This is a genomic window from Spirulina sp. CS-785/01 (genome assembly GCF_028330525.1).
Classification (GTDB): Bacteria; Cyanobacteriota; Cyanobacteriia; order Cyanobacteriales; family Spirulinaceae; genus JAQMSD01.
In genome coordinates this window covers 1-20,239 of sequence record NZ_JAQMSD010000205.1, presented here as the reverse complement: position 1 = coordinate 20,239, position 20,239 = coordinate 1, and the positions used below count along the sequence as shown (strand labels likewise).

14 protein-coding genes and 1 pseudogene are annotated in these 20,239 nt (G+C 43.1%); 10 read left to right on the top strand and 5 right to left on the bottom strand.

Going from position 1 to position 20,239, the window contains the following annotated elements; all coding sequences use genetic code 11:
- Window positions 1-157: 157 nt before the first annotated feature.
- A complete protein-coding gene (locus PN462_RS13330) occupies window positions 158-892 on the bottom strand; it encodes an SGNH/GDSL hydrolase family protein (RefSeq protein WP_272128772.1) in 735 nt (244 codons plus the stop codon).
- 138 nt (window positions 893-1,030) lie between these two features.
- Here PN462_RS13330 and PN462_RS13325 point away from each other — a divergent pair, with 138 nt between their 5' ends.
- The gene (locus PN462_RS13325) at window positions 1,031-1,258 is read left to right on the top strand and encodes a DUF6464 family protein (RefSeq protein ID WP_272128771.1); all 228 of its coding nucleotides are present in this window, start codon (window positions 1,031-1,033) and stop codon (window positions 1,256-1,258) included.
- Window positions 1,259-1,374: 116 nt separating this feature from the next.
- Here the strand turns inward: PN462_RS13325 and PN462_RS13320 are convergent, their stop codons facing one another.
- The gene (locus PN462_RS13320) at window positions 1,375-2,085 is read right to left on the bottom strand and encodes a hypothetical protein (protein ID WP_272128770.1); all 711 of its coding nucleotides are present in this window, start codon (window positions 2,083-2,085) and stop codon (window positions 1,375-1,377) included.
- A 187-nt stretch (window positions 2,086-2,272) separates the two neighbouring features.
- Between PN462_RS13320 and PN462_RS13315 the strand changes: the two genes are divergently transcribed.
- The 4 genes from PN462_RS13315 (at window position 2,273) to mutS (ending at window position 9,587) form a co-directional block, all read left to right on the top strand.
- On the top strand, window positions 2,273-3,295 hold the full coding sequence (locus tag PN462_RS13315) for an AAA family ATPase (protein ID WP_272128769.1): 1,023 nt from the start codon (window positions 2,273-2,275) through the stop codon (window positions 3,293-3,295).
- Window positions 3,296-4,877: 1,582 nt separating this feature from the next.
- Complete coding sequence (locus PN462_RS13310) at window positions 4,878-6,113, top strand: AAA family ATPase (protein WP_272128768.1); 1,236 nt, start codon at window positions 4,878-4,880, stop codon at window positions 6,111-6,113.
- A gap of 210 nt (window positions 6,114-6,323) precedes the next feature.
- Window positions 6,324-6,779 carry a PPC domain-containing protein gene (locus tag PN462_RS13305; RefSeq protein WP_272128767.1) on the top strand — a complete coding sequence of 152 codons (456 nt, stop codon included), beginning with the start codon at window positions 6,324-6,326 and terminating at the stop codon, window positions 6,777-6,779.
- Window positions 6,780-6,971: 192 nt separating this feature from the next.
- Entirely contained in the window at window positions 6,972-9,587 is a 2,616-nt protein-coding gene (gene mutS / locus PN462_RS13300; protein ID WP_272128766.1) for a DNA mismatch repair protein MutS, read from the top strand.
- A gap of 17 nt (window positions 9,588-9,604) precedes the next feature.
- Here the strand turns inward: mutS and PN462_RS23555 are convergent.
- Window positions 9,605-9,736 (bottom strand): annotated as a pseudogene (locus PN462_RS23555) (DUF433 domain-containing protein); the annotation flags it as partial.
- Window positions 9,737-10,177: 441 nt separating this feature from the next.
- Window positions 10,178-10,609: an FHA domain-containing protein gene (locus PN462_RS13295; RefSeq protein ID WP_272128764.1), complete on the bottom strand. Its 432-nt coding sequence runs from the start codon at window positions 10,607-10,609 to the stop codon at window positions 10,178-10,180.
- Window positions 10,610-10,828: 219 nt separating this feature from the next.
- Here PN462_RS13295 and PN462_RS13290 point away from each other — a divergent pair, with 219 nt between their 5' ends.
- From PN462_RS13290 to PN462_RS13270, 5 genes are all read left to right on the top strand, one after another.
- A complete protein-coding gene (locus PN462_RS13290) occupies window positions 10,829-11,773 on the top strand; it encodes a LysR family transcriptional regulator (protein ID WP_272128763.1) in 945 nt (314 codons plus the stop codon).
- A 168-nt stretch (window positions 11,774-11,941) separates the two neighbouring features.
- A complete protein-coding gene (locus PN462_RS13285; RefSeq protein ID WP_272128762.1) occupies window positions 11,942-12,478 on the top strand; it encodes a zinc ribbon domain-containing protein in 537 nt (178 codons plus the stop codon).
- 343 nt (window positions 12,479-12,821) lie between these two features.
- Window positions 12,822-13,505: a hypothetical protein gene (locus PN462_RS13280; protein WP_272128761.1), complete on the top strand. Its 684-nt coding sequence runs from the start codon at window positions 12,822-12,824 to the stop codon at window positions 13,503-13,505.
- A 62-nt stretch (window positions 13,506-13,567) separates the two neighbouring features.
- A complete protein-coding gene (locus tag PN462_RS13275) occupies window positions 13,568-16,003 on the top strand; it encodes a P-loop NTPase fold protein (RefSeq protein WP_272128760.1) in 2,436 nt (811 codons plus the stop codon).
- Window positions 16,004-16,123: 120 nt separating this feature from the next.
- Window positions 16,124-17,611, top strand: coding sequence for a DUF1802 family protein (locus PN462_RS13270; RefSeq protein ID WP_272128759.1), 1,488 nt, complete (start codon window positions 16,124-16,126; stop codon window positions 17,609-17,611).
- Window positions 17,612-17,711: 100 nt separating this feature from the next.
- Here the strand turns inward: PN462_RS13270 and hmpF are convergent, their stop codons facing one another.
- Window positions 17,712-19,466 carry a pilus motility taxis protein HmpF gene (gene hmpF / locus PN462_RS13265; protein ID WP_272128758.1) on the bottom strand — a complete coding sequence of 585 codons (1,755 nt, stop codon included), beginning with the start codon at window positions 19,464-19,466 and terminating at the stop codon, window positions 17,712-17,714.
- Window positions 19,467-20,239 lie beyond the last annotated feature (773 nt).

Below are 20,239 nucleotides of genomic sequence, written 5' to 3'. Positions count from 1 at the left end.
AAAGTGGCGAAATGCTCTTTGAGGTTGGCCAGTGCTGATTCAGCCATCAGTCTCTCCTACTTCTATGTGGGGTGATCCTGAATCTTAAGCCTTTTCACTTCCCCTTGCACTGATTGTTAAGTTCTGTGTGCGTTCGCCCTAGGCAATTCCCCGACGGTTAATGGGATGGTGCTTGCTCAGTGCTAGAATGGACTAACACCGCCTCTGCCCAAACCCGCGCCATCTTATCATGCCCTTGGCGGTTCGGATGCACACCATCGGCCAAATCTGTCCACTCTAACGCTTCAGAGAGATCGACAAAATAAATGTCGCGTCCCTCTTGCTGGTGCTGTTTCACCAGTTGGGTAATCTGTTGATTATATTGCTCAACGGGTTCAATGAAACTGCGATCGCCAATGGGAGGAATAGAACCTACAAACAGGGTTACATCCGGAGTTTGTTGCCAAATTGCTTGGATTAACTGTTCTAAACGTTCGCCAATCTTAGCCAAATTGAGGTTTTGGAGAATGTCATTTGTGCCAATGATAAGTAAGATTTGATCCGGTTGTGCTTTTTTTAACCAAGGGACGATCATGGCATTAATTTCACTGATCGTCCAACCGGAATGGCCTTCGTGATCTTTATCCGGTAACTCCGGGGGGCCATTCCGTTGCGATCCCACAAAATCAAAGGCATAGTCTTGCTCGGTTAAATGATGCCATAAATTAATCCGGTAGCCGCCAGGGATATGATAGCCATCCGTGATAGAGTCTCCCAAGGGCATAATTTTAGATGGAGATGAAGTCACAGTCGGTTCAGAAGCAGTAAACAAAGGCCAATTGGAGACTGCCAACAGCAATCCCACCCCTAAGATAGCGAATCCGAGCAGTTGCAGCAATTGTTTGCGGGACATATCGCCTCTACAGATTATTCTTTGACCCAATCCTAATTTTTTTGTCTAAAAGAGGGAGTAATCGTCCAATAAGGGTAAGCTAAAAAAAAAGTTAAAAAAGTCTAATTCTAAATCCATGAGTTCAATAAATCTAAAAGGATGCGTTTGCAATCCCATGCCTTAATTAAACGCCAATTAAGTTACGAAGCACAACGCCTCCGTCTGCTCTCAAATCGGGTCGATCGCCAAAGGAGTTGTCGCTATAATGCTCATTCTGCCTTTCTCCGGTGTGCCGTGAACCCATCCGGCCCCTGTGAAACCTGCGTCCATTATGAACCCAAGACTAAGATTGATACTGATGAACGGCAATTGTACCCCGCAGTCTAACATTCAATAAATTAATTCGATAGCCCCCAGGAATGTGGTAGCCATCAGTGATGGAATCTCCTAACGGCATAATTCGAGATGTAGTTGAGTCAACTTATGGTGACATTCAACACTGTCTAAGCTGCTTCTAAGAAACCCCAGAATTGAGCAACTCGCGTTTGCCATGTTTCCCAGTATTGTTTTACATCATTAGGTGAGAATAGTGTTATGTCGGTTTCGTCTGGGGTGGTGACAATCAATAAAGCATGGTTAATCTGGATATCATCGGGTTTGCCGTATTGTCGATTTAATGCACCGATGTAGGCCGCGAGTTGGAGAGGAATGTCATCGTAGATAGGTTTAATGCGATCGCAAAATTTAAATTCAATCGCGCAAGGAATATCCCCCCAGTTGGCCACCAGATCGACTCTCCCCCCATATCCTTCATAGAAATGAAACAAATTCCCTTCCACCAAGCGAACATTATTAATAAAATTGAGTTTGGGACATAAGTTGTCCCAGTAGGGTTGTAGGAGAGGAGGACAAGTCACAGATTCCCCCTTAAAATAGCTTTCCAGAAAGCGGTGGCCTTGGATTCCCCGTTGAATAGCAGAACTCACTTGAGTAGAGGGAGTATTTTTATGCCAGTTTTTCAGTTTTGCGCGACTGGCCGGGGAACGGGTTTTATCAAGAATCCCTGTAGTCGTGGGAGTCCAGTTGCCTCTGATGTCCATCATGCCCCGTACTCCGTACTTGGTCACGGATTTAGCATAATAAGGAGAGAGTGGAGAGTCTGACCAAAATTGATCCATTTGATTTAAGTCCTCATGGTTTTTCTGCAATTGCATACAAAACTTTATTAAATACGCAATTGAATACTTAAACGATAACCTATACCGATACTTGGGTGTCAAGCCCAATATAAATTGTTTTCGTTTATGCTTTTGTGATTTTAAATAAGTAAAATATATCTTTATCTATGATAATATCAGTAAATACGTTAACTAAGTACGCAATTGCATAAGTCGTCTTACAATGGCAGAGAACACATTAAGCAAGTTTGAGGAAGTCCTAGAACGCCAACCCCCTAGAAGGCGAGAAATTTTGCTGAAGTTACTAGCTGGTGAAAAAGATGAGGAGATTGCGGAGTCTCTAGGGATTCATCGTGGAACAGTCCGAAAACAGATTTCAACATTGTGTAGTGAGTTTCGTGCTGTCGAGTACGCAAATGAATCCTTATCTCGCTCTGATCTCATCTTCCTCTGTGTAAAGCACAAACCAGAGTTACTAGGTATTCCAACTCAGACAAGTCCAGAGACAGACAGAGACACACATGATCCACTTCTCCAGCTACAGAATCCTTTTATTCCTTTAAGTGGAGCAATTGATGATGATAAGTTATTTTTTAATCGAGAGTCAGATATTCAACAAATATTTGACTTACTCAATGCGTATAGTAGTGTAGCAATAATTGGAGATAGGCAAATCGGCAAGTCTTCGATTTTACGGAAAATACAGCGATTAGCTAAGCAACAACTACAACAAGAACGCCAAGCAATTTATCTAAATTTACAACCCATTAAAAATGAAGAAGATTTTGAATTCTATTTATGTGATGAATTAGGGATTAATAATTTAAAAGGTTATCAATTAACTCGTGAATTGAAAAAAAAGAAAATTTTATTGTTGATTGATGAAATTGAAAAAATAACAGAAGATAGCTTTACATTACAAATTCGAGACTGGTTAAGAGGCTTAGCAGAAGGGATGAATGCACCTTTAAGATTAGTGATTGCAGCTAGTCAATCTCTTGATTCAGTGTTTGAAGATGAAGGGAAAACATCACCCTTAGCTAATCTATGTTTTCCACATGATATTAATCCTTGGGATGAACAAAAAGCTCGTGACTTTATTGTCTCGCGTTTAAGTTTAACACCTAATTTTATCAAATTTAGTGAAGATGAAATTTTTGATTTAATAACTCAATCTCAAGGTCATCCACAAAAACTTATGCAATTATGTAATAAACTATACTTCGATAAAAAAAATGAACAATAATCATCAATATTTAGACAGTTTAAATTTAGAACCTAAAATTAATCACGCCTTATCATTTTGGAATATAAAAGACTACTTCATTTTATTGTACTGGTGCTTTTATTTCCCTCAAGCAATATTGTTTTATTTAAATAATTTTTGTCATCAAAAAAAACAGAATACATTTAATAATAACCTTTATTACATCATAAAAGAAATACTAAAAATAAAAATAATTAGACAGTTAATAATTAAGTCTTTTCTTTTAATTATAATTCTTTGGATTATTTTATTTTTATGGTTTAATTTTTTAGCTCACAATATACCTTTAATTACCTTGATTTCATTTTTTAAAGTCACTTTTTTGTTTTCGTTATTGGGTTCGCTAACACTATTATATTATTTAAATAAACAATATGATTTATTTATTGCTGCCGCTTCTTTTTGTGTTTACAACGTAATTTTTAGTATATTCTTTGGAATTAGTTTAATTTTTACAATATCATTGAACCTGAATGAAGTATTTTTATTAATTTTAGGAAAATTCATTAATAGTGAAACCTTAAATTATTTCGTAAATGGATTAGTATGGGGAATGGTTTTTGGGATTCCTTTTGGTTTTGCTTGGAGTTCAACATTAGCTGTTAAAGCAGGTATAGCAACTTCAGTATTAGGGATTTTACCTTTAAACTTATCCCTTGCTTTTTTAATCTTTTGGATAAAATTATTAAACTCCGGTTTGATTAGTTCTATTACATGGATTTTAGGATTTGTAATAACTTCTGTATTATTTTCATTTTTGACTGTAATTCGTATTGATGATTGGTTAATTAATTATTTAAGATCAGCTTCAAGTAACCAAAAATTATTATTTTTACCCCACGTCACTATAATTCCCTATCCCTGTTTACAAAAAAGTTTATTTGACTATATGAACAATGATTGGGAGCAAAGTACATTTTTAATTAATCATATACTGCTTTTTTCTTTACAATATATTCCCGTAATTCAATCTATTTATTCAACTATAGACTCACTGGATGCAAATGAATCTATAAAGTATATTGCTGAACTAGCAGACTATCTTATTGACTGGAAATTAATGAAATTGATAGCATTAAAGTCAATTCCACTATACCTTCTATTGCTAGTTTATCTTGTTAATGAATTAAAGCCAAAATTAGATACTGTATCTTCAGCTACGGCTGCTGGTTTTTGGTATTTACATGAATCTGATGATCAATTTTTACGACTCAAAAGGATGTATAAGTCTGAGAATGATGATTTTATTGAAACAGATTACCTCAAAAATAATCTCAGATTATCTATTAGAGCTTTTAAAAAAATACAGCATTTTCAGTATGGGGAAGAGTTATTCAACTTGGCTACAACTCTTGATTATTTACGAAGAGCATCTGATGATCTTTTGAGTTTTCAATTCTTGCCAAACTTTCCCAAAATTCCGGATTTTGATGATTTAATTAGACCTATATCATGGTTAGCAATAGAAAAAGTATACGCTCTGCACAAAGATATTTTATTACTTTTAAAAACCAAATCAATTTCCACAAGGAATTTTTTGAAATTACAAATCTCAAAAAAAATGAAAGAAGTCTTTGATTTAACAGAAGATTTACCAGAACCAGAGGAAAGAAAAATTATAAGAATACTAATTAATTTACATTATGAAATTGAAAAATTTTATCAAAACTCTCAAAACAAAAATTTTAATCAGCCAGTTCATAATCCTTACATCATTAGTAATCCTATTGAAGGAAAAATTTTAATTGGACGAGATGATATTTTAAAAGAGTTAGAACAACTATGGCTGATCAATCATATTTTACAATCAGTTGTCCTGTATGGACATCGACGCATGGGCAAAACATCTATTTTGCGTAATATATCGAACTCTTTAGGGTCAGAAGTATTGGTGGCTTATGTGAACCTTCAAAATGTAGGAAATGTAACTCATGGAGTGGGAGAAGTTCTCATGGCTATTACCGATGAACTCGCAGAAACCCTTAACCTTGACCCTCCCACGGATAACGACCTCTTAACCCTCCCCCAACGCACCTTTGAACGCTACCTGAAAATCATCCTCAAACAACTGGGGGACAAACGGTTAATTATTGCCCTCGATGAATTTGAAACCCTAGAAACCCTCATCGAAGCGGGACAAATTCCCACTGACTTTTTAGGCTTTTTACGGGGAATGGTACAACTCAGCCCAAAAATTGCCTTTGCTTTTGCCGGGTTACACACTCTCGAAGAAATGACCACCGACTACTTCCAACCCTTTTATGCCAGTGTTATTCCCATTCATGTCGGCTTCCTCAAACCTGCGGCGACTCGCCAAATTCTCGCCAACCCCGATGATGATTTTCCCCTCGACTATACCGGAGAAGCCTTAGATTTCGTTCACAACCTTACAGCAGGACAACCGTTTTTAGTGCAGTTGGTGGGGTTTCAATTAGTCCGTCGTTATAATGAGCAGGTGTTTGAGGAAGGCCACCAACGGGATGTCCAGTTTACTCTAGAAGATGTAGAAGCGGTCATTCATCACCCCGACTTTTTTAGACAGGGACGCTATTATTTTGAGGGAGTCTGGAAACAAGCAGCCGACGGTGCAGAAGGACAACAAGACATCCTGCAAGTTTTGGCGAGGGAGAGAGAGGGGTTAACCCTGGAAACCCTCACTCAGAGACTCTCCTTCGAGACTGCTACGGTACAAGAAGCCTTAAAAACCCTGCAACGCCATGATGTGGTACAGGAACAGGACGGAAACTGGCAGATTATTGTGGAATTATTCCACCGTTGGGTCGCGCAACGGGAATAAGCAGGTGATTTATTTTTCGAGAAGGCTGAGGGGGATACCTACTCCCATTGCGGATGAATCTTTGATTTAATGGGGGAGTATGTCACAATGCCTCAACAGGGTCACTCTTGTTTTCCCAAAGTTGCTATACTCCGAGTCACAGACAGGAGACTTTGGGTAACGTTCAGAGATTCCACCAATGGGTTTATACTTGCTCGAACAGGAAAGTTTATGAAACGCTTTTTTAAGGCTGCTTGGTACTCAACACTCTTTACTGGCGCGACACTGTTCACCGTGGGGATGAGCAGTGTTAGAGTGAATGCTCAGACGCTCTATAACCCCCTTCCTCTGTCGTCAGGGCAGGAAGTGACGGATACGCTGTCTGAAGAGGATATTCCGACGGGAGATGGGGGGTTTTCACGGGATTATCGAGTTAGGTTAGAAGATGGGGATCAGGTTGCTATTGATTTGATCTCGGATGAGTTTGATCCAATTGTGATTCTTTTGGCGGCTGATGGCTCAACGGTGGCAGAAAATGATGATGGCCCCGATGGGACAACGAATTCTCTCTTGTTTGCTCGCATTACGGAGGGGGGCGAATATATTGTACGAGTTCGGGCGTTTGGAGAAACGGGCGGCGGGATGTTTAATCTCAAGGTAACTCGTTTGAGACCTGTTGAGGAATAAGTTGTTTGTTGTTTGTTCTGGGGAAAAAGGGAATAGGGAATAGGGAAGTGGTTCAACTCTCTCCCCTCTCTCCCCTCTCTGTGTCCTCTGTACCTCTGTGGTTCAACTATCCATTATCAAGTATCAACTATCAACTCCTCCATCTCCCCCATCAACTATCAAGTATCACCTATCAACTGCTTGACATAGATTATGGCTGCATCTGAATCCTCGAAACAAGAACCCCATAGTGATTATCGGCTGCTCGATCGCGGCAAGCTGTCGCCGATGATGCAGCATTATATTGAGGTAAAAGAACAGTATCCCCAAGCGTTACTGTTGTATCGGGTGGGGGACTTTTTTGAATGCTTCTTTCAAGATGCGGTGAAGGTGGCTGAGGAGTTGGAGTTAGTGTTAACGGCCAAGGAGGGAGGAAAGGATATTGGCCGGGTTCGCATGACGGGGGTCCCTCATCATGCGTTGGAACGCTATGCGGCGTTGTTGGTGGAACGGGGGTATGCGATCGCCATTTGTGACCAAGTGGAAGATGCCGCCCAAGCTGCCGCCGAACGGCGGATGGTGGAACGGCAGGTGACACGACTGCTTACCCCTGGGACTTTACTTGAAGATGGTCTGTTAACGGCCCGACGCAATAATTTTTTGGCGGCTGTGGTGATTGCCAAATTTCACTGGGGGTTAGCCTATGCGGATATCTCTACGGGGGAATTTTACACGACCCAGTCCCAGGGGATGGAAGCGTTGAGTATGGAGTTGCAACGCCTGCAACCGTCGGAAATTTTGCTGCCGAGTAATGCCCCCGATATTGGCGGGTTGTTGCGTCCTGGGGAAAAGTCCAGTGAAATTCCCCCAGAGTTGCCGGACTCCTTTTGTTATTCCCTGCGGCCTCAGAAGTATTTTAAGACGGCGGAGGCGAAGGATCGGTTACTGGATACTTTTAGGGTGCGATCGCTCGAAGGGATGGGCTGTGAACACCTCTCTTTGAGTATCCGCGCTGCGGGGGGCTTATTGCAATACCTCGAAGACACCCAAAAAGCCAATCAAGTCCCCCTGCAACCCCTGCGCACTTATACCCTCAGTGATTATCTCATCCTCGACCCCCAAACCCGACGCAATTTAGAAATTTTGCAAACCGTCCGGGATGGTAGTTTTCACGGGTCGTTACTTTGGGCCTTAGATGAAACCATGACGGCCATGGGAGGCCGGGCCTTGCGTCGTTGGTTATTACAACCCCTGTTAGAGTTAAAAGGCATTGAAACCCGCCAAGGGAGTATCCGCGAATTAGCCGAAAATCACCCTCTCCGGAGTGACTTACGGCAAATGCTGCGGAAGTTTTACGACCTAGAAAGGTTAAGCGGTCGCGTGGGGTCCGGTCGTGCCAATGCCAAAGATTTAGTCCATTTAGCGGATTCTTTGGTGCGGTTGTCCGAGTTGGCCAATTTGGCCAGTCAAGGCAAATCCCCCTATTTTCGCGCTTTACAAAATACTCCCGTGGAATTGGAACAGTTGGGACAACAGGTGTTAGAGAGTTTAGTGGAGAGTCCCCCACAACAGATTAAAGAGGGGGGGATTATTCGAGAAGGGGTGAACCCGGATTTAGATGAACGGCGGCATAATTTAGCAGCAGACCGTCAATGGATCGCTAATTTGGAGGTGACGGAACGGGAACGGACAGGGGTGGCGAATTTGAAGGTGGGATATAACAAGACCTTTGGCTATTACATTAGTTTACCCCGCAGCAAGGCAGAGCAAGCCCCGGAAAATTACACCCGTAAGCAGACTTTAACCAATGAGGAACGATACATCACCTCGGAGTTAAAGGAACGGGAAACGCGCATTCTGACGGCACAGGATGATTTGAATAAGTTAGAGTATGAGGTGTTTACGGAGTTACGGATGCGGGTGGCGGAGAAGTCCCAGGCCATTCGTACTATCGCTAAGGCGGTGGCGGCCATTGATGTTTTGGCCGGGTTGGCTGAGGTGGCGGTGGAACAGGATTATTGTTGCCCGGAGATGACCCCAAACCGGGAGTTAGAGGTTATTGAGGGTCGTCATCCGGTGGTGGAGAAGATGTTAGGGAGTGGCTTTTTTGTGCCGAATTCGGCGTTGTTAGGGCAAGCGGGAGAACCGGATTTGGTGATTTTGACGGGGCCTAATGCTAGTGGGAAAAGTTGTTATTTGCGCCAGGTGGGGTTAATTCAGTTAATGGCGCAGACGGGGAGTTTTGTCCCGGCGAAAACGGCGAAATTGGGAATTTGCGATCGCATTTTTACCCGTGTCGGGGCCGTGGATGATCTGGCGACGGGACAATCTACATTTATGGTGGAGATGAATGAAACCGCTAATATTCTCAATCATGCCACAGAGAAGTCCTTGGTGTTACTGGATGAAATTGGCCGGGGAACGGCAACTTTTGACGGGCTTTCTATTGCTTGGTCAGTGGCGGAATATTTAGCTCAGGTGATTCAAAGCAAGACCATTTTTGCGACCCATTATCACGAATTAAACGAATTAGAGTCTATTTTGGAAAATGTGGCTAATTATCAAGTTACAGTGAAAGAATTGCCCGATCGCATCGTCTTTTTACACCAAGTTCGACCCGGTGGGGCTGATAAGTCCTATGGCATAGAAGCGGGACGTTTGGCGGGTTTACCGGATTTAGTGATTGATCGGGCTAAAGAAGTAATGGGGCAAATTGAACAACATAGTAAAATTGCCATTGGGTTACGCAAGGGAACAAGTAAAAAAGTGAAGTCTCCCCCACCGGAAAGTAATGGTCAATCTAAAGGACAGTTAGATATTTTTTGGTAATTGTTAATTGTTAATTGGCTTTCAATATAAGTTAAGGCTACATTGATTTGCTGCTCAGTCAAATTAAATAATCCTTGAATAAACTCAGCCGGATAATGAGCCGTAACATAATCCATTACATCATAGAGGGTGATGGGTGTTCCTGCGATCGCAAGACCTCACTCTGTCCGAATAATGGCAGGGGGTTGGGTCGGTGTTGGCCTCATATTTCAATATCTCCACAGAAAAACTAGCAACTTTTACAGAAAAATAAGTCATTCATCCTTCGATTTTAAATCGAAGGATGAATGACACTTAAAGGCTTTAGCCTTCTGTATCTGCTAGAATCAACGAAAGCCCAAAACTTAATGGGTGAAAAATCCAAGCGGGCTAATTCAAAAAGTAGAGATACAGCTAAACTTTCGCGCGAGCCAAGGTCAATAGGGCGTATTTGACTGCGCCATCGAGAATCCATCTCTGGAACTCTAAAAGGATAGAAGCGAAGCAACGCGGTTTTCAACCCGTTGCGTAGCCTCCTTTTAGAATCCACGTTTTTGCGTGGAGAAGTCAAAAATTGTCTGTTCAATCCAAACCACAATTCCTATCCCCCATTAATGATTATTCTTCTCGGAAGACCGCATGGTGTATAGAGTTTGTTTTCCTTTAGTATCTAGCGACTCCGAAAGACTATCCGAAGACGAAGATTGCCGCTTCACGACTTTTCCTAAATTCTGGGGATCAACTGCACTTAGAGAAATACGAATACGGGGGCCCGACTCTCCTAAACGGACGATCATTCCGTCAGTAATCGACATAGTTTTAATGGGTTTACCATCCACAAAAGTCCCATTGGCCCCAAAACTGACAATTTGCCAGTTGTTGGGAGTATTGCGTAATTCAGCATGACGACGGGAGACAACAGCACTGTAGAGAACCACCTCATTTTGGTGGCCACGGCCTAGACGCACAACAGGTTCAGAATCAAACATCCAACTCTGAACAGGGGTAGATTTACTCGGATGTAATAATGTTAGGGTAATCACTTTAATTCCGCTAGAAGGTGACGAACAATCAAAGCAGCTTGCTGACTTTGCATGGGTGACAAGATGAGTCTTGGACTAACTTTGATGTTACCCAATTTTTCTAGTTGACTTTACTATAGGCGATCATAAGTGATTTGTTCTGATTCTGGGATCAGCATTTTGGCGAATCTATAGGCTAGGATAATTATTCAGAGGGGGAAGTCGCCGTAGGAGGTTGCTGTGGGGGAAATTAATCTCAATCGCTTAAAGCTGAGTCAACTGCGGGCTTTGATTGCAGTGGATGAGGCGAAAAATTTTAGTGAGGCGGCCCTTCAGTTGGAGGTGTCTCAATCGGCGATTAGCCACGCGATCGCGCAACTCGAAGAAGAATTAGGCGTTTCGCTGTTTTCCCGTGGCCGCCAAGGTGCAGTCCCCACTCCGGTGGGCCAGCGCATTATTAACCATTCCCGTCGTATTGTTGATCTCCTGATAGAAATTACCGAAGAAGCGAAACAAGCCAGGGGACTCAATGGGGGAACGGTTCGCATTGCTTCTTTTCGCAGTGTCTCCACCCATGTCCTGTCTGTGGTGATTGCCCAATTTCGCAGTCAGTATCCCAATATTGAGGTTGCCATTACGGAGCATTTTGATTATTTTGGGGTTGAACAAGCCTTACAGCAAGGTCATGCCGATTTAGGCTTTACTTATCTTCCCACCAGTTCTGAGTTTACCAGTTGGGAAATTCTCCACGATGATTATATTGCGCTGCTTCCTCCTGATGCTCCCCCTTGTCATGAACCGTTAACTTGGCAGCAATTAGCCCAATATCCCCTGATTACGACTCGCCGGGGGGATGCGTGTTATGCGTCTCTCAATCGTTATCTCCGCAAGGCCCCTGTACCGTTAAATATTGCCTATGAAGTGCGGGAAGATTCCACGATTGTCAGTATGGTGACGCAGGGATTAGGGGCGGCCATTATGCCTCGTTTATCGGCTGAACCTGTTCCCCCCCAAATCCAAGTGGCTCAATTACCGGCCTCGTTAGAGCGTGTGATTGGGGTAGCGTTATTGGCTAACGCGCTCTATCCCCCGTCGGTGTATGCGTTTTTGGAGGTGATTAAACAGATGAATGTGGAACATTTAATCACCCGGAAATTATCAAAAACAGTAAACAGTAAACAGTAAACAGTAATGTTGTTTGTTCTTGGTTCTTTGTTCTCCCCCATCTCCCCCATCTCCCCCGACACCCGACACCCGACACCCAACTCCCAACTTTTCTTAAACAATCCTTGGGAAAGGTGGGGTTTCTGGAGATTCCCGTCACAATGAAGGTAGCTGAGTTGGTGAAGTTCTATGAGTTATGTATGCGATATTGGTACGGGGCAGACAATTTATCTGGAAAATCAGGGGATGCAAACGGTGGTGACAACGGTGAGTCATACACCAGGACAACAGCAACAGGCCACGAATCAGTTTCAAACGGGGTCCTGGACGCAACCACCGGAAATGTATAAAACGGCGCAAGGGGTGATTATTAAGTTACGGACGGAATGGGGCGATCGCTTTATGCAAATTCAAGGGGGAACAATCCACGCGACGGCAGGCCATCCCTCGTTTCAAAATGCTCAACAGCTAAATGTGCAACCTACCCAATCTACGCCGAGTCAGGAGATGCCGGAAATGCAGCCTATGCAGCCTATGCAGCCCATGCAGCCTATGCAAATGGGAAATATGCAGATGAACCCCATGGAGATGCGGATGGGCAATATGGAGATGCGGATGGGCAATGATGCGCCCCAGTCACAACGCAAGTTTTGTCCTCAATGTGGGGTGGGGGTGAAAGCGAGCGATCGCTTTTGTTCCAGTTGTGGTCATAAGTTAACGTCTTAATGACTTAATGACCACCATAAGCCAGAGAGGGAGTAGAGAATTGAGAATGGCGTACTTGGTCTCAATCCCTCTTTATTGGGTTCAAATTCTTAAATAACTCCCTTGGGGATCAAGGGGGTTGGTAATTGGTTGAAACTGTGTTACGAAATATTGATGAACAAGACCAATTCAAAGTGTGATATTTTAGAATTTACAGGGTGTTCCAAAACCCATTAACCCAAAAAAACCTTACTGGGGAGGCTCTCTACTCTTTGCATCTAGGGAAATTCCGTGAATTTACTCAGTAAAGTTGTATTGGAATAACATCAATTATCGCTGACTGTCTAATCGTGAGCATTTCAACATGAATCAAAAAAAACAAGGCTTAAAAGGCACAGAAACCCAAGCCAAAGTTCGTTTGCTGCTGTTTTTGTGGGAAATGGGCGGATTAACGGAGGCGGTGAAACGGAGTGAACTTCATAAGAAACTGGTGAGAACCCGTGAGACGGCGAAGGATTACGAAGGCATTTTTCAGCAGTTGGAGGAAAATGGCGCGATCGCGCTAACCACTCAAAACCGATCTAGGCGCGTTCAACTCACCCAAGACGGTTTAAAAACCCTCACCGACGGCTTAAAAAATCCCCAATTTAATTTTGCCGGGAAACAGGTAGGAACAAAAGCTCCCAATGCTCTGCTCAAGTGGATTCGAGCTATGGAAGGGGCCAGTCTTTCCACTCAACCCACAGCCAGCACAATTCCCCCTATTAACTCCTACGAAACCTTTGAAAAGTTGGCCTTGGACGTTTACGACAAACTCAACCAAAATTACAACTTCCGGGATTTAGTCCCCATTTACCGTATCCGTCGGGAAATTGGCGATAAAGTCCCCCGTGCGCAATTTAACGAATGGTTGGTTGATATGCAGGCCAATGATTTAATCCAGTTAATGGCCGGAGAAATGCCGGATATGACTCCCGACAAACGAGAAGACTCCCTAACTCTCCCTGGGGGTGCATTCCGCTATTATGTCCAACGATTAAACGCCTAATTTAACCCCAGTTTCGCCAAATTTAAGGTTAATCCTCCTGTAGTTTGTCTGGTCACAGAATTATGTCTAACCCCTCCTCCCCCACAGAACTCAATGCGGCTATTCAGAGTTCTAACCCCTTCAGCAAAGCGGGTGTTGTCCGAGAACAAAATGTTTGGGGAACTGGGTTTCCCGATGTCACCTCGCTCAATGCTCATGCCTCTGATACGGTATTCAAAGCCTTAGAAGATGTCCAAAAAAGCGAAACCCATAAAGTGACCTCTCTCACCCTCACCGCACAGTATGGAGTCGGTAAAACTCACTTAATTAGCCGCATTCGTCGCCATTTATTGCAAGAAAATCAGACCCTTTTTATTTATGCCAATGGTGACAAATACGCTGATTTAGATTTAGCGCAGTATCAACTCCAACAAAATATTGCGGAAAGTCTCAGTCGAACTGGAACGGATAATTTAATGCAGTGGCAAGAAATTGCTGCGGCCATGTTAAATGAAGTCGTCAAAACTCCAAAACCTGCTGCTTGGTTAACCCGAAACTTTGATCAGACTTTTCAAAAAAATTTAAAAAAAGGAAAAAATCTGATGGACATTTTATGCCAACAAGTTGGCAAGAAAAAGTCCAACACTGATCCCTATATTATTCGTGCCATTCTCTGGACGCTTTCGGCTAAAGGATCAAGCTATGCGATCAAATGGCTATCGGGTAATGATTTAGACCCATCTCACGCTAAATTACTGGGATTACCTGTCAATAAAAAGACCAATCAAGACCGAGAAGCTGAAGCCTTAAATTTTATTCAACAAATTTTAAAATTAGTCAGTCAATATAAGTCAGTTTTGATTTGTTTTGATGAAATTGACCATATTGATAAATTTAGTGATGAAGGCTTTACAACCCCCCAAGTTATTGCTAATGTAATTAAGCGTTTATACGATACCTTAGATAATTACAAAGATGGTAAAGGGGTTTGTCTATTAACCGTCATGTCTCCCGATACATGGCGAGATTCTATTGATAGTGTTAGTTCTGGAAGTAGTACCGGATTATCTGATCGCCTTTCTACCTACACCCAACGAGAACCTATTAAATTAAATCTTTTAAAAGCTGACTCAATGCTTGAGTTAGTTTCTCTGTGGTTGCAGGACTTTTATCAACGAAAAGACTTAGTTCCTCCTCATTCTTTTTATCCCTTTGAAGAGGAACAATTGAAAAAGTATGCAAAAACAAACCGTCCCACCGTCCGTGAAGCCTTAAAATGGTGTGCCGAAAACTTCAAAATTGAAGAGGAACAACTCCCTGAGAAAGCGAGTGACCGTTTTGAGTTAGCATTAAGTCGAGAAAAAGAAGAAGATTTTGGAGAATTCCTAGAAGATAATGATCTTTTAGCAGAAGCACTCCGCTTTGCCTTTTCTACGCTAGTCGGAGAAACGATAGAGGGAGAAACTCCTAGCGGAGAAAAGATCAACCAAGCCATCATTGAAGAAGTTGCTGATGTTGTTCCTAAAAGTAAAAATAGTGATTGGATTAATTTTAAATTAATAGGAAAAGAACAAACCAAAGAATTTAAAATTGGTGTGTCTATTTTACAGCATAATCACTGGATTTCCATCAGTGCAGGAATGGGACGACTCATTAATTATGAAACCTTTGATTTAACTCGTGGTTGCTTAATTCGGTCTAAGGATAAAAAAATAAAAAAGGATTGGGATGCTTATAAGCAAGTTAAGCAATTAGTGAAAAAATTAGGAGGAGAATGGGTTGATTTACAAGCAGAGGATGTAAAACCTTTAATCGAATTATATAGCGTTTATCAACAACGAGATCGCTATGACTTAACAGAAGATGAAATTTTCAATTACTCTAAATCTACAACTTGTAATAATCCTCTACTCTTAGAAGTATTAAGTGATCCTGATGGCTCAATAGATGAATCCGCGATTGAAACAGAATATTCATTAGAAGATGCTTTTGAGGTTGATGAGGAACTAGAAGAAGCAGAAGAAGTTGATCCTTTCGCAGACTCTATTGAAGATGAGGAGTCTGAAGTAGGAGGGATATTAGAGGAAGGTGAAGAAATACCAGATGAAGAAATACCAGATGAAGAAATACCAGATGAAGAAGCAAGCAACACTATCACTGAAGAAGTTGAGCAAAAATGGTATCAAAAAAACTATACAGGAACAGCTATTAATTCTTTTACCTTTTTAGGAAACTCTTACGAAGTTCAATCATGGAAAGACTTCTTTATTACCGTTTGCACTTTAATTAAACTCCGTCACAATAAAGAGTTTTCTAAAATTTTAGAGTTAAAAGGCAAAAAACGTCTTTATTTTTCCAAAAATCCAGATGATTTAAAAATGCCAGAAAAAATTACTGGAACAAATATTCATGTTGAAACTAATTTTAGGTCTCAGCAAGCGGTTCGCCGAGTTTATCAAATCATTACACTCTTTGGGTATGACGAGGATAGTATTACCATTGAAGTAAATGAAGAATAAAGTGGAAAGTGGAATGAATGTTATTTGACAATCTGAAAGAGAACAATTTTTACAGAAGTAAAACAGGGAAGATATAAATTAATAGATGAAGCTGTTAATGAAGGAGTCCGTTTTTAAATTATGCAAAATGAGATTTATCAAGGACGTTTTGATGAATTAAAAAATGCTTTGTATCTTCCTAGGGAAAATATACAAGCACTTCTATCAAAAAAAATGATCGTAGTTATCCCGCTACGGTTTATCCATCCGGGACGTAGTTTTATTTTATATCCTGTTGAATTAGACTCAGTAGAACAAACCTATAAACCTAGTTTTCTGGAAACACTAACACAAAACCAAACAGCATCTAATTCTGAAAACGTCATTATCCAAACCTGGGCAAAATGTGAAAAATGTGAAATTGAGGAGAATGCCGATAATCTCAACAGTATTTCACAATTAACCGTTTGGCAAACGGATTATTTACAACAATTACTCAAAAAAAAATCACGGCTTTTCTTAGCCTATTTGCGGGTGTATCAACTAGACTCCCCCCAAGCAATGCCTATCACCCCCAATGCAGCACGAAAACTAGGAAAAATTACCGGAATTGCTCCCCCTCTGACGGTTTCTCAATCCCAACCAGTATTTGATGAAACCGCGTTTAACAATGCTTGTGAACAATTAGAAAAGCGGCAACTGACCTCCCCAAAACCGGATGTTACTCCCCCAAAACTAGAAGTTCCCCCCCCAAAACCGGAAGTTCCCCCCCCAAAACTGGAAATTAACGTCCCAGAAGTTTCCCCCCAACCTCCCTCTACGACTTCTCCCCTAGACTGGATAGAACAATTAACTATTATTGGTAACTCTAAGCAAGGCCATGAGTTTGAACGGTTAGTGCGTCAAAGTTTAATTTTTTTGGGGTTTGGTAGTACTGGCCAAAATCCCAAAGCGAGTCTTGATCCTACCGCAACGGGAGGGCCCGGAGGTTTAGATTTTTATGCGACTACTCCCTATCCGGTGGTGGGGGAATGTAAGGCTACACAAACGGAAAAAGTCCCCGATGGGACTCCCGCCCAATTGGTTAAGTTAGGCCATAAAATTTTACAAGCGGAGTATGATACTTGTATCAAAATTCTGGCGGTTGCGGGGGAGTTAACTAACGATGCACAACAAACTGCTATGGGGAATAATATGAATGTTGTGCGTCCCGAAACTTTACAACGGTTAGTGCGACTCAAGGCCGCTTATGGGGGGGCGATTAATCTTTGGGAGTTGAAACGGGTTCTGGAAACGCCTCCGTTTGGACAAGAGGCGGATGGGAAGATTAAGGGGTATATTGAGCAGGTTTGGGACGAATTAAGGGTGCGATCGCACGTTATTCAAGTCCTGCAACAATACCTCCACAACACCCACTTACCCGAAGTCAGCGTGGATCAACTATTTGGGGCCTACATGGGGTCTCCCCACCCTCAACCCCTCAACCTCCTTAGACTCCACGAAATTCTAATAGAACTCTCCTCCCCTTTGACTGGATATTTGGGACGAATTAGAGGAGAAACGTGGAAAGAGGATCGCTTTTATGTCCTCCAAGAGTTAAACTTAAATGATCCCGCAGGAGCTTTTTAACTAAGGCTTGGCTCGTCATTTTTTCTTGAGATAATATCTCAATTAAATATTGCTCTGCTTCCGAATCAAGGTTAATGGTTAGCATAATTCAGTAATCACCTTAATGACTGGCCACTAAATCATTTAACGTATTTTTTAACGTTCCCAAGGTACTTTGTTGGTTTTGTTCTAAATCTTGGACTTGGGTGAGTAATTGCGCGATCGCGTTTAACTTCTCCTTCGTCTCCTCAATCCCCTCCTGAAGGGACGGCAACACCTCCTCCGACCAATTCACCCGGCCCCACAACAACGCCGTCGAAGCCTGTTCCTCCCGTAACGACTCCTCCAGAGAGCGCACCTCACTTTGTTCCGTATCGCAGCGATCGCTTTTCTCCCGTAAATCCGCCTCCATCTCCTGCACCGTCGTCTCCAACGACTGAATTTCCCCCTCCAACGTTTGCATCTCCTTCTGCAACTGATTAGACTGGGCCCCCAAATCCGTCAGAATCGGCGTGAGATCAGACCAACCCCCCAACTCATCCTCAACCTCCGACTCCGGCACCCCCTGCTTACGCTGTAACACCCGCAAATGTAACTTTAACTCCGTTTGTCGCTTCGCCAGCGTCCGTTGTTGGCCCACCAACGTCTCATGGAGCATCTTCTTCTGCTCCTTCTCATCAGCCAACTCCTCCTCAATACGCTTCACCTCATCCCCACTCGCCTGCTTCAACTGCGCTTCCAACTCCTCAACCGCCTCACGCTGTAACGTTAACTCCTCCTCCTGACTCCCCACAAACTGCATCAACTTATCCAACTCCGCCTGTTTCTGATTCACCGCCTCCTGTAACTGCCCCTGGGAAAGCCCCTCCAACGCATCCACATCAATATCCAGCGTATCCTTGGGTTCAGGCGCCCCCGAAGCCACCCGCGATAAACTCTCCTGTAATAGCTCATGGCTTTGGTGATGCTCCTTGAGCTTCTCCAAAAATATCTGCTTATGTTCCAAACTATGTTTTTGGCGATAATACTCCTGTCGCGCCTCCTCCAGAGTTCCCCGTAACGACTGCAAACCCTGACGCTTCTCCTCTAACTCATCACTCTTGCGGTCCACTTCCGTCTGCTGATTCTGAGCATCCGCCCGTTGTTCTTCCAACTGCTGCCAATAATGTTGATAATTCGCCTGCTGATTCTCCAACTGTTCCAACGTACTGCTCACCTGGGCCTGTAACTCCTGCGTCGGCATCCCCCCTTGGGTCAAATGTTCCACCAACGACTGAATTTCCGACATTTGCTCTGGCTCAATCCCACCATTTTGGGACCCACCCGACTCCTGTTGTCGCTCCTCTAACCGTCGTTGCTCCCCACGGAGATGCTCCCACGCCTGCTCCAACTCTTGACTTTTGCGCTCAAACTCCTCCCGAATGCGATTGGCCTCCGCCTTCGCCTCCTCCACTTCCTCATTACTGGCCGTTCCCTCAGCCCCCCCCTCTTGCTCCAATTGAGCGAATTCCGCCTCCAACTCCGCCTCCCGTTCTTGGAGAGCCTGAGCTTGAGCCGTCAGAGACTGCTTCCACATCTCAATCTCTTCTTCTTGGTTCTTAATCTTGTCTTGTAACTTCGACAGACGGGATAAATCTCGAACAATTTGCGTGCCAGCCGGTTCCGGCGTGCCTTGGACCTGGCGATTATTATTGAGATTAACGAGAATTAACGCCCCATTTTCAAAATCATTCGCTGCATCGCCCGGAACCGATTCATCCCCAGGAACCGCATTCCATGTTTGGTCATTGCGCTGACAGGCGAGGAGATTGAGTTCTGTAGCCGTTTTCCCCATGAACCCACTTTTCTGCTTTTTAACTTCTGCAAGATACAGCACGCTGACAATCCTCTTTTCTGATGTATCGTGAGCTTGATTGACACTCCCACGAATTCTATTCGTTGGATTCTCAAGCAGTCCACAATCGGACCCTTGAAGGCATAGTCAAAGTGCCTCGCTTACACTCCACCTAGGTTTATCCCCAGTTTTGGGTTTATCCCCAGTTTTGGGTTTATCCCCAGTTTTGGGTTTATCCCCAGTTTTGGGTTTATCCCCAGTTTTGGGTCTATCCCCAGTTTTGTGCTTACTTTCTTAGGATGTTGGCACTGCCGTTTCCATCGGCATTAATTAGAAAATAGAATAACACAAGCTGGGGGAAGATAACCCCCTTCTGCCCGTTGTCATCCTCCCCTGCAATGGGATGAGCTTTCAACATCACCTTGCCGTTTGGGAGAAGCCAATTAAAAATCAGCCACCAGCCAGAGCAATTGAATCTCTGAATTGAATCTCTGAGCCATCCCTACACATCAGACAGAACCTATCAGACAGAACCTATCAGACAGACTCAGACCCATCCAATCAAGAGCAGACAAGAGCTAAGAATGAAGACTCCCATGGATCATGTTCCCTATTTTAACTAAATGTTTCAAGAAGTCCCATACCCATACACTTGCCCTAGTGTCTTGGTAGCTTTTGACGCTCCACGCCCTAAAGGAGCGTGGATTCTTGGTTCAACGAATCTCCGTTAGCTAGCAGGATTTCTCCAACCAACCAAGAGGGAGTTTCTCCCCAAGCGTTAATTTTCGTGCGCCCCACGATATATAAAGCCCTTT

What these genes read in the sequence shown, in the direction of transcription:
- PN462_RS13305 (WP_272128767.1), top strand. Translation starts at nt 6,324, where the DNA reads ATGAAACGCTTTTTTAAGGCTGCTTGGTACTCAACACTCTTTACTGGC.
- PN462_RS13275 (WP_272128760.1), top strand. Translation starts at nt 13,568, where the DNA reads ATGTCTAACCCCTCCTCCCCCACAGAACTCAATGCGGCTATTCAGAGT.
- PN462_RS13310 (WP_272128768.1), top strand. Translation starts at nt 4,878, where the DNA reads ATGAAAGAAGTCTTTGATTTAACAGAAGATTTACCAGAACCAGAGGAA.
- PN462_RS13280 (WP_272128761.1), top strand. Translation starts at nt 12,822, where the DNA reads ATGAATCAAAAAAAACAAGGCTTAAAAGGCACAGAAACCCAAGCCAAA.
- PN462_RS13270 (WP_272128759.1), top strand. Translation starts at nt 16,124, where the DNA reads ATGCAAAATGAGATTTATCAAGGACGTTTTGATGAATTAAAAAATGCT.
- PN462_RS13325 (WP_272128771.1), top strand. Translation starts at nt 1,031, where the DNA reads ATGCGTTTGCAATCCCATGCCTTAATTAAACGCCAATTAAGTTACGAA.
- PN462_RS13315 (WP_272128769.1), top strand. Translation starts at nt 2,273, where the DNA reads ATGGCAGAGAACACATTAAGCAAGTTTGAGGAAGTCCTAGAACGCCAA.
- PN462_RS13330 (WP_272128772.1), bottom strand. Translation starts at nt 892, where the DNA reads ATGTCCCGCAAACAATTGCTGCAACTGCTCGGATTCGCTATCTTAGGG.
- PN462_RS13285 (WP_272128762.1), top strand. Translation starts at nt 11,942, where the DNA reads ATGAGTTATGTATGCGATATTGGTACGGGGCAGACAATTTATCTGGAA.
- mutS (WP_272128766.1), top strand. Translation starts at nt 6,972, where the DNA reads ATGGCTGCATCTGAATCCTCGAAACAAGAACCCCATAGTGATTATCGG.
- PN462_RS13320 (WP_272128770.1), bottom strand. Translation starts at nt 2,085, where the DNA reads ATGCAATTGCAGAAAAACCATGAGGACTTAAATCAAATGGATCAATTT.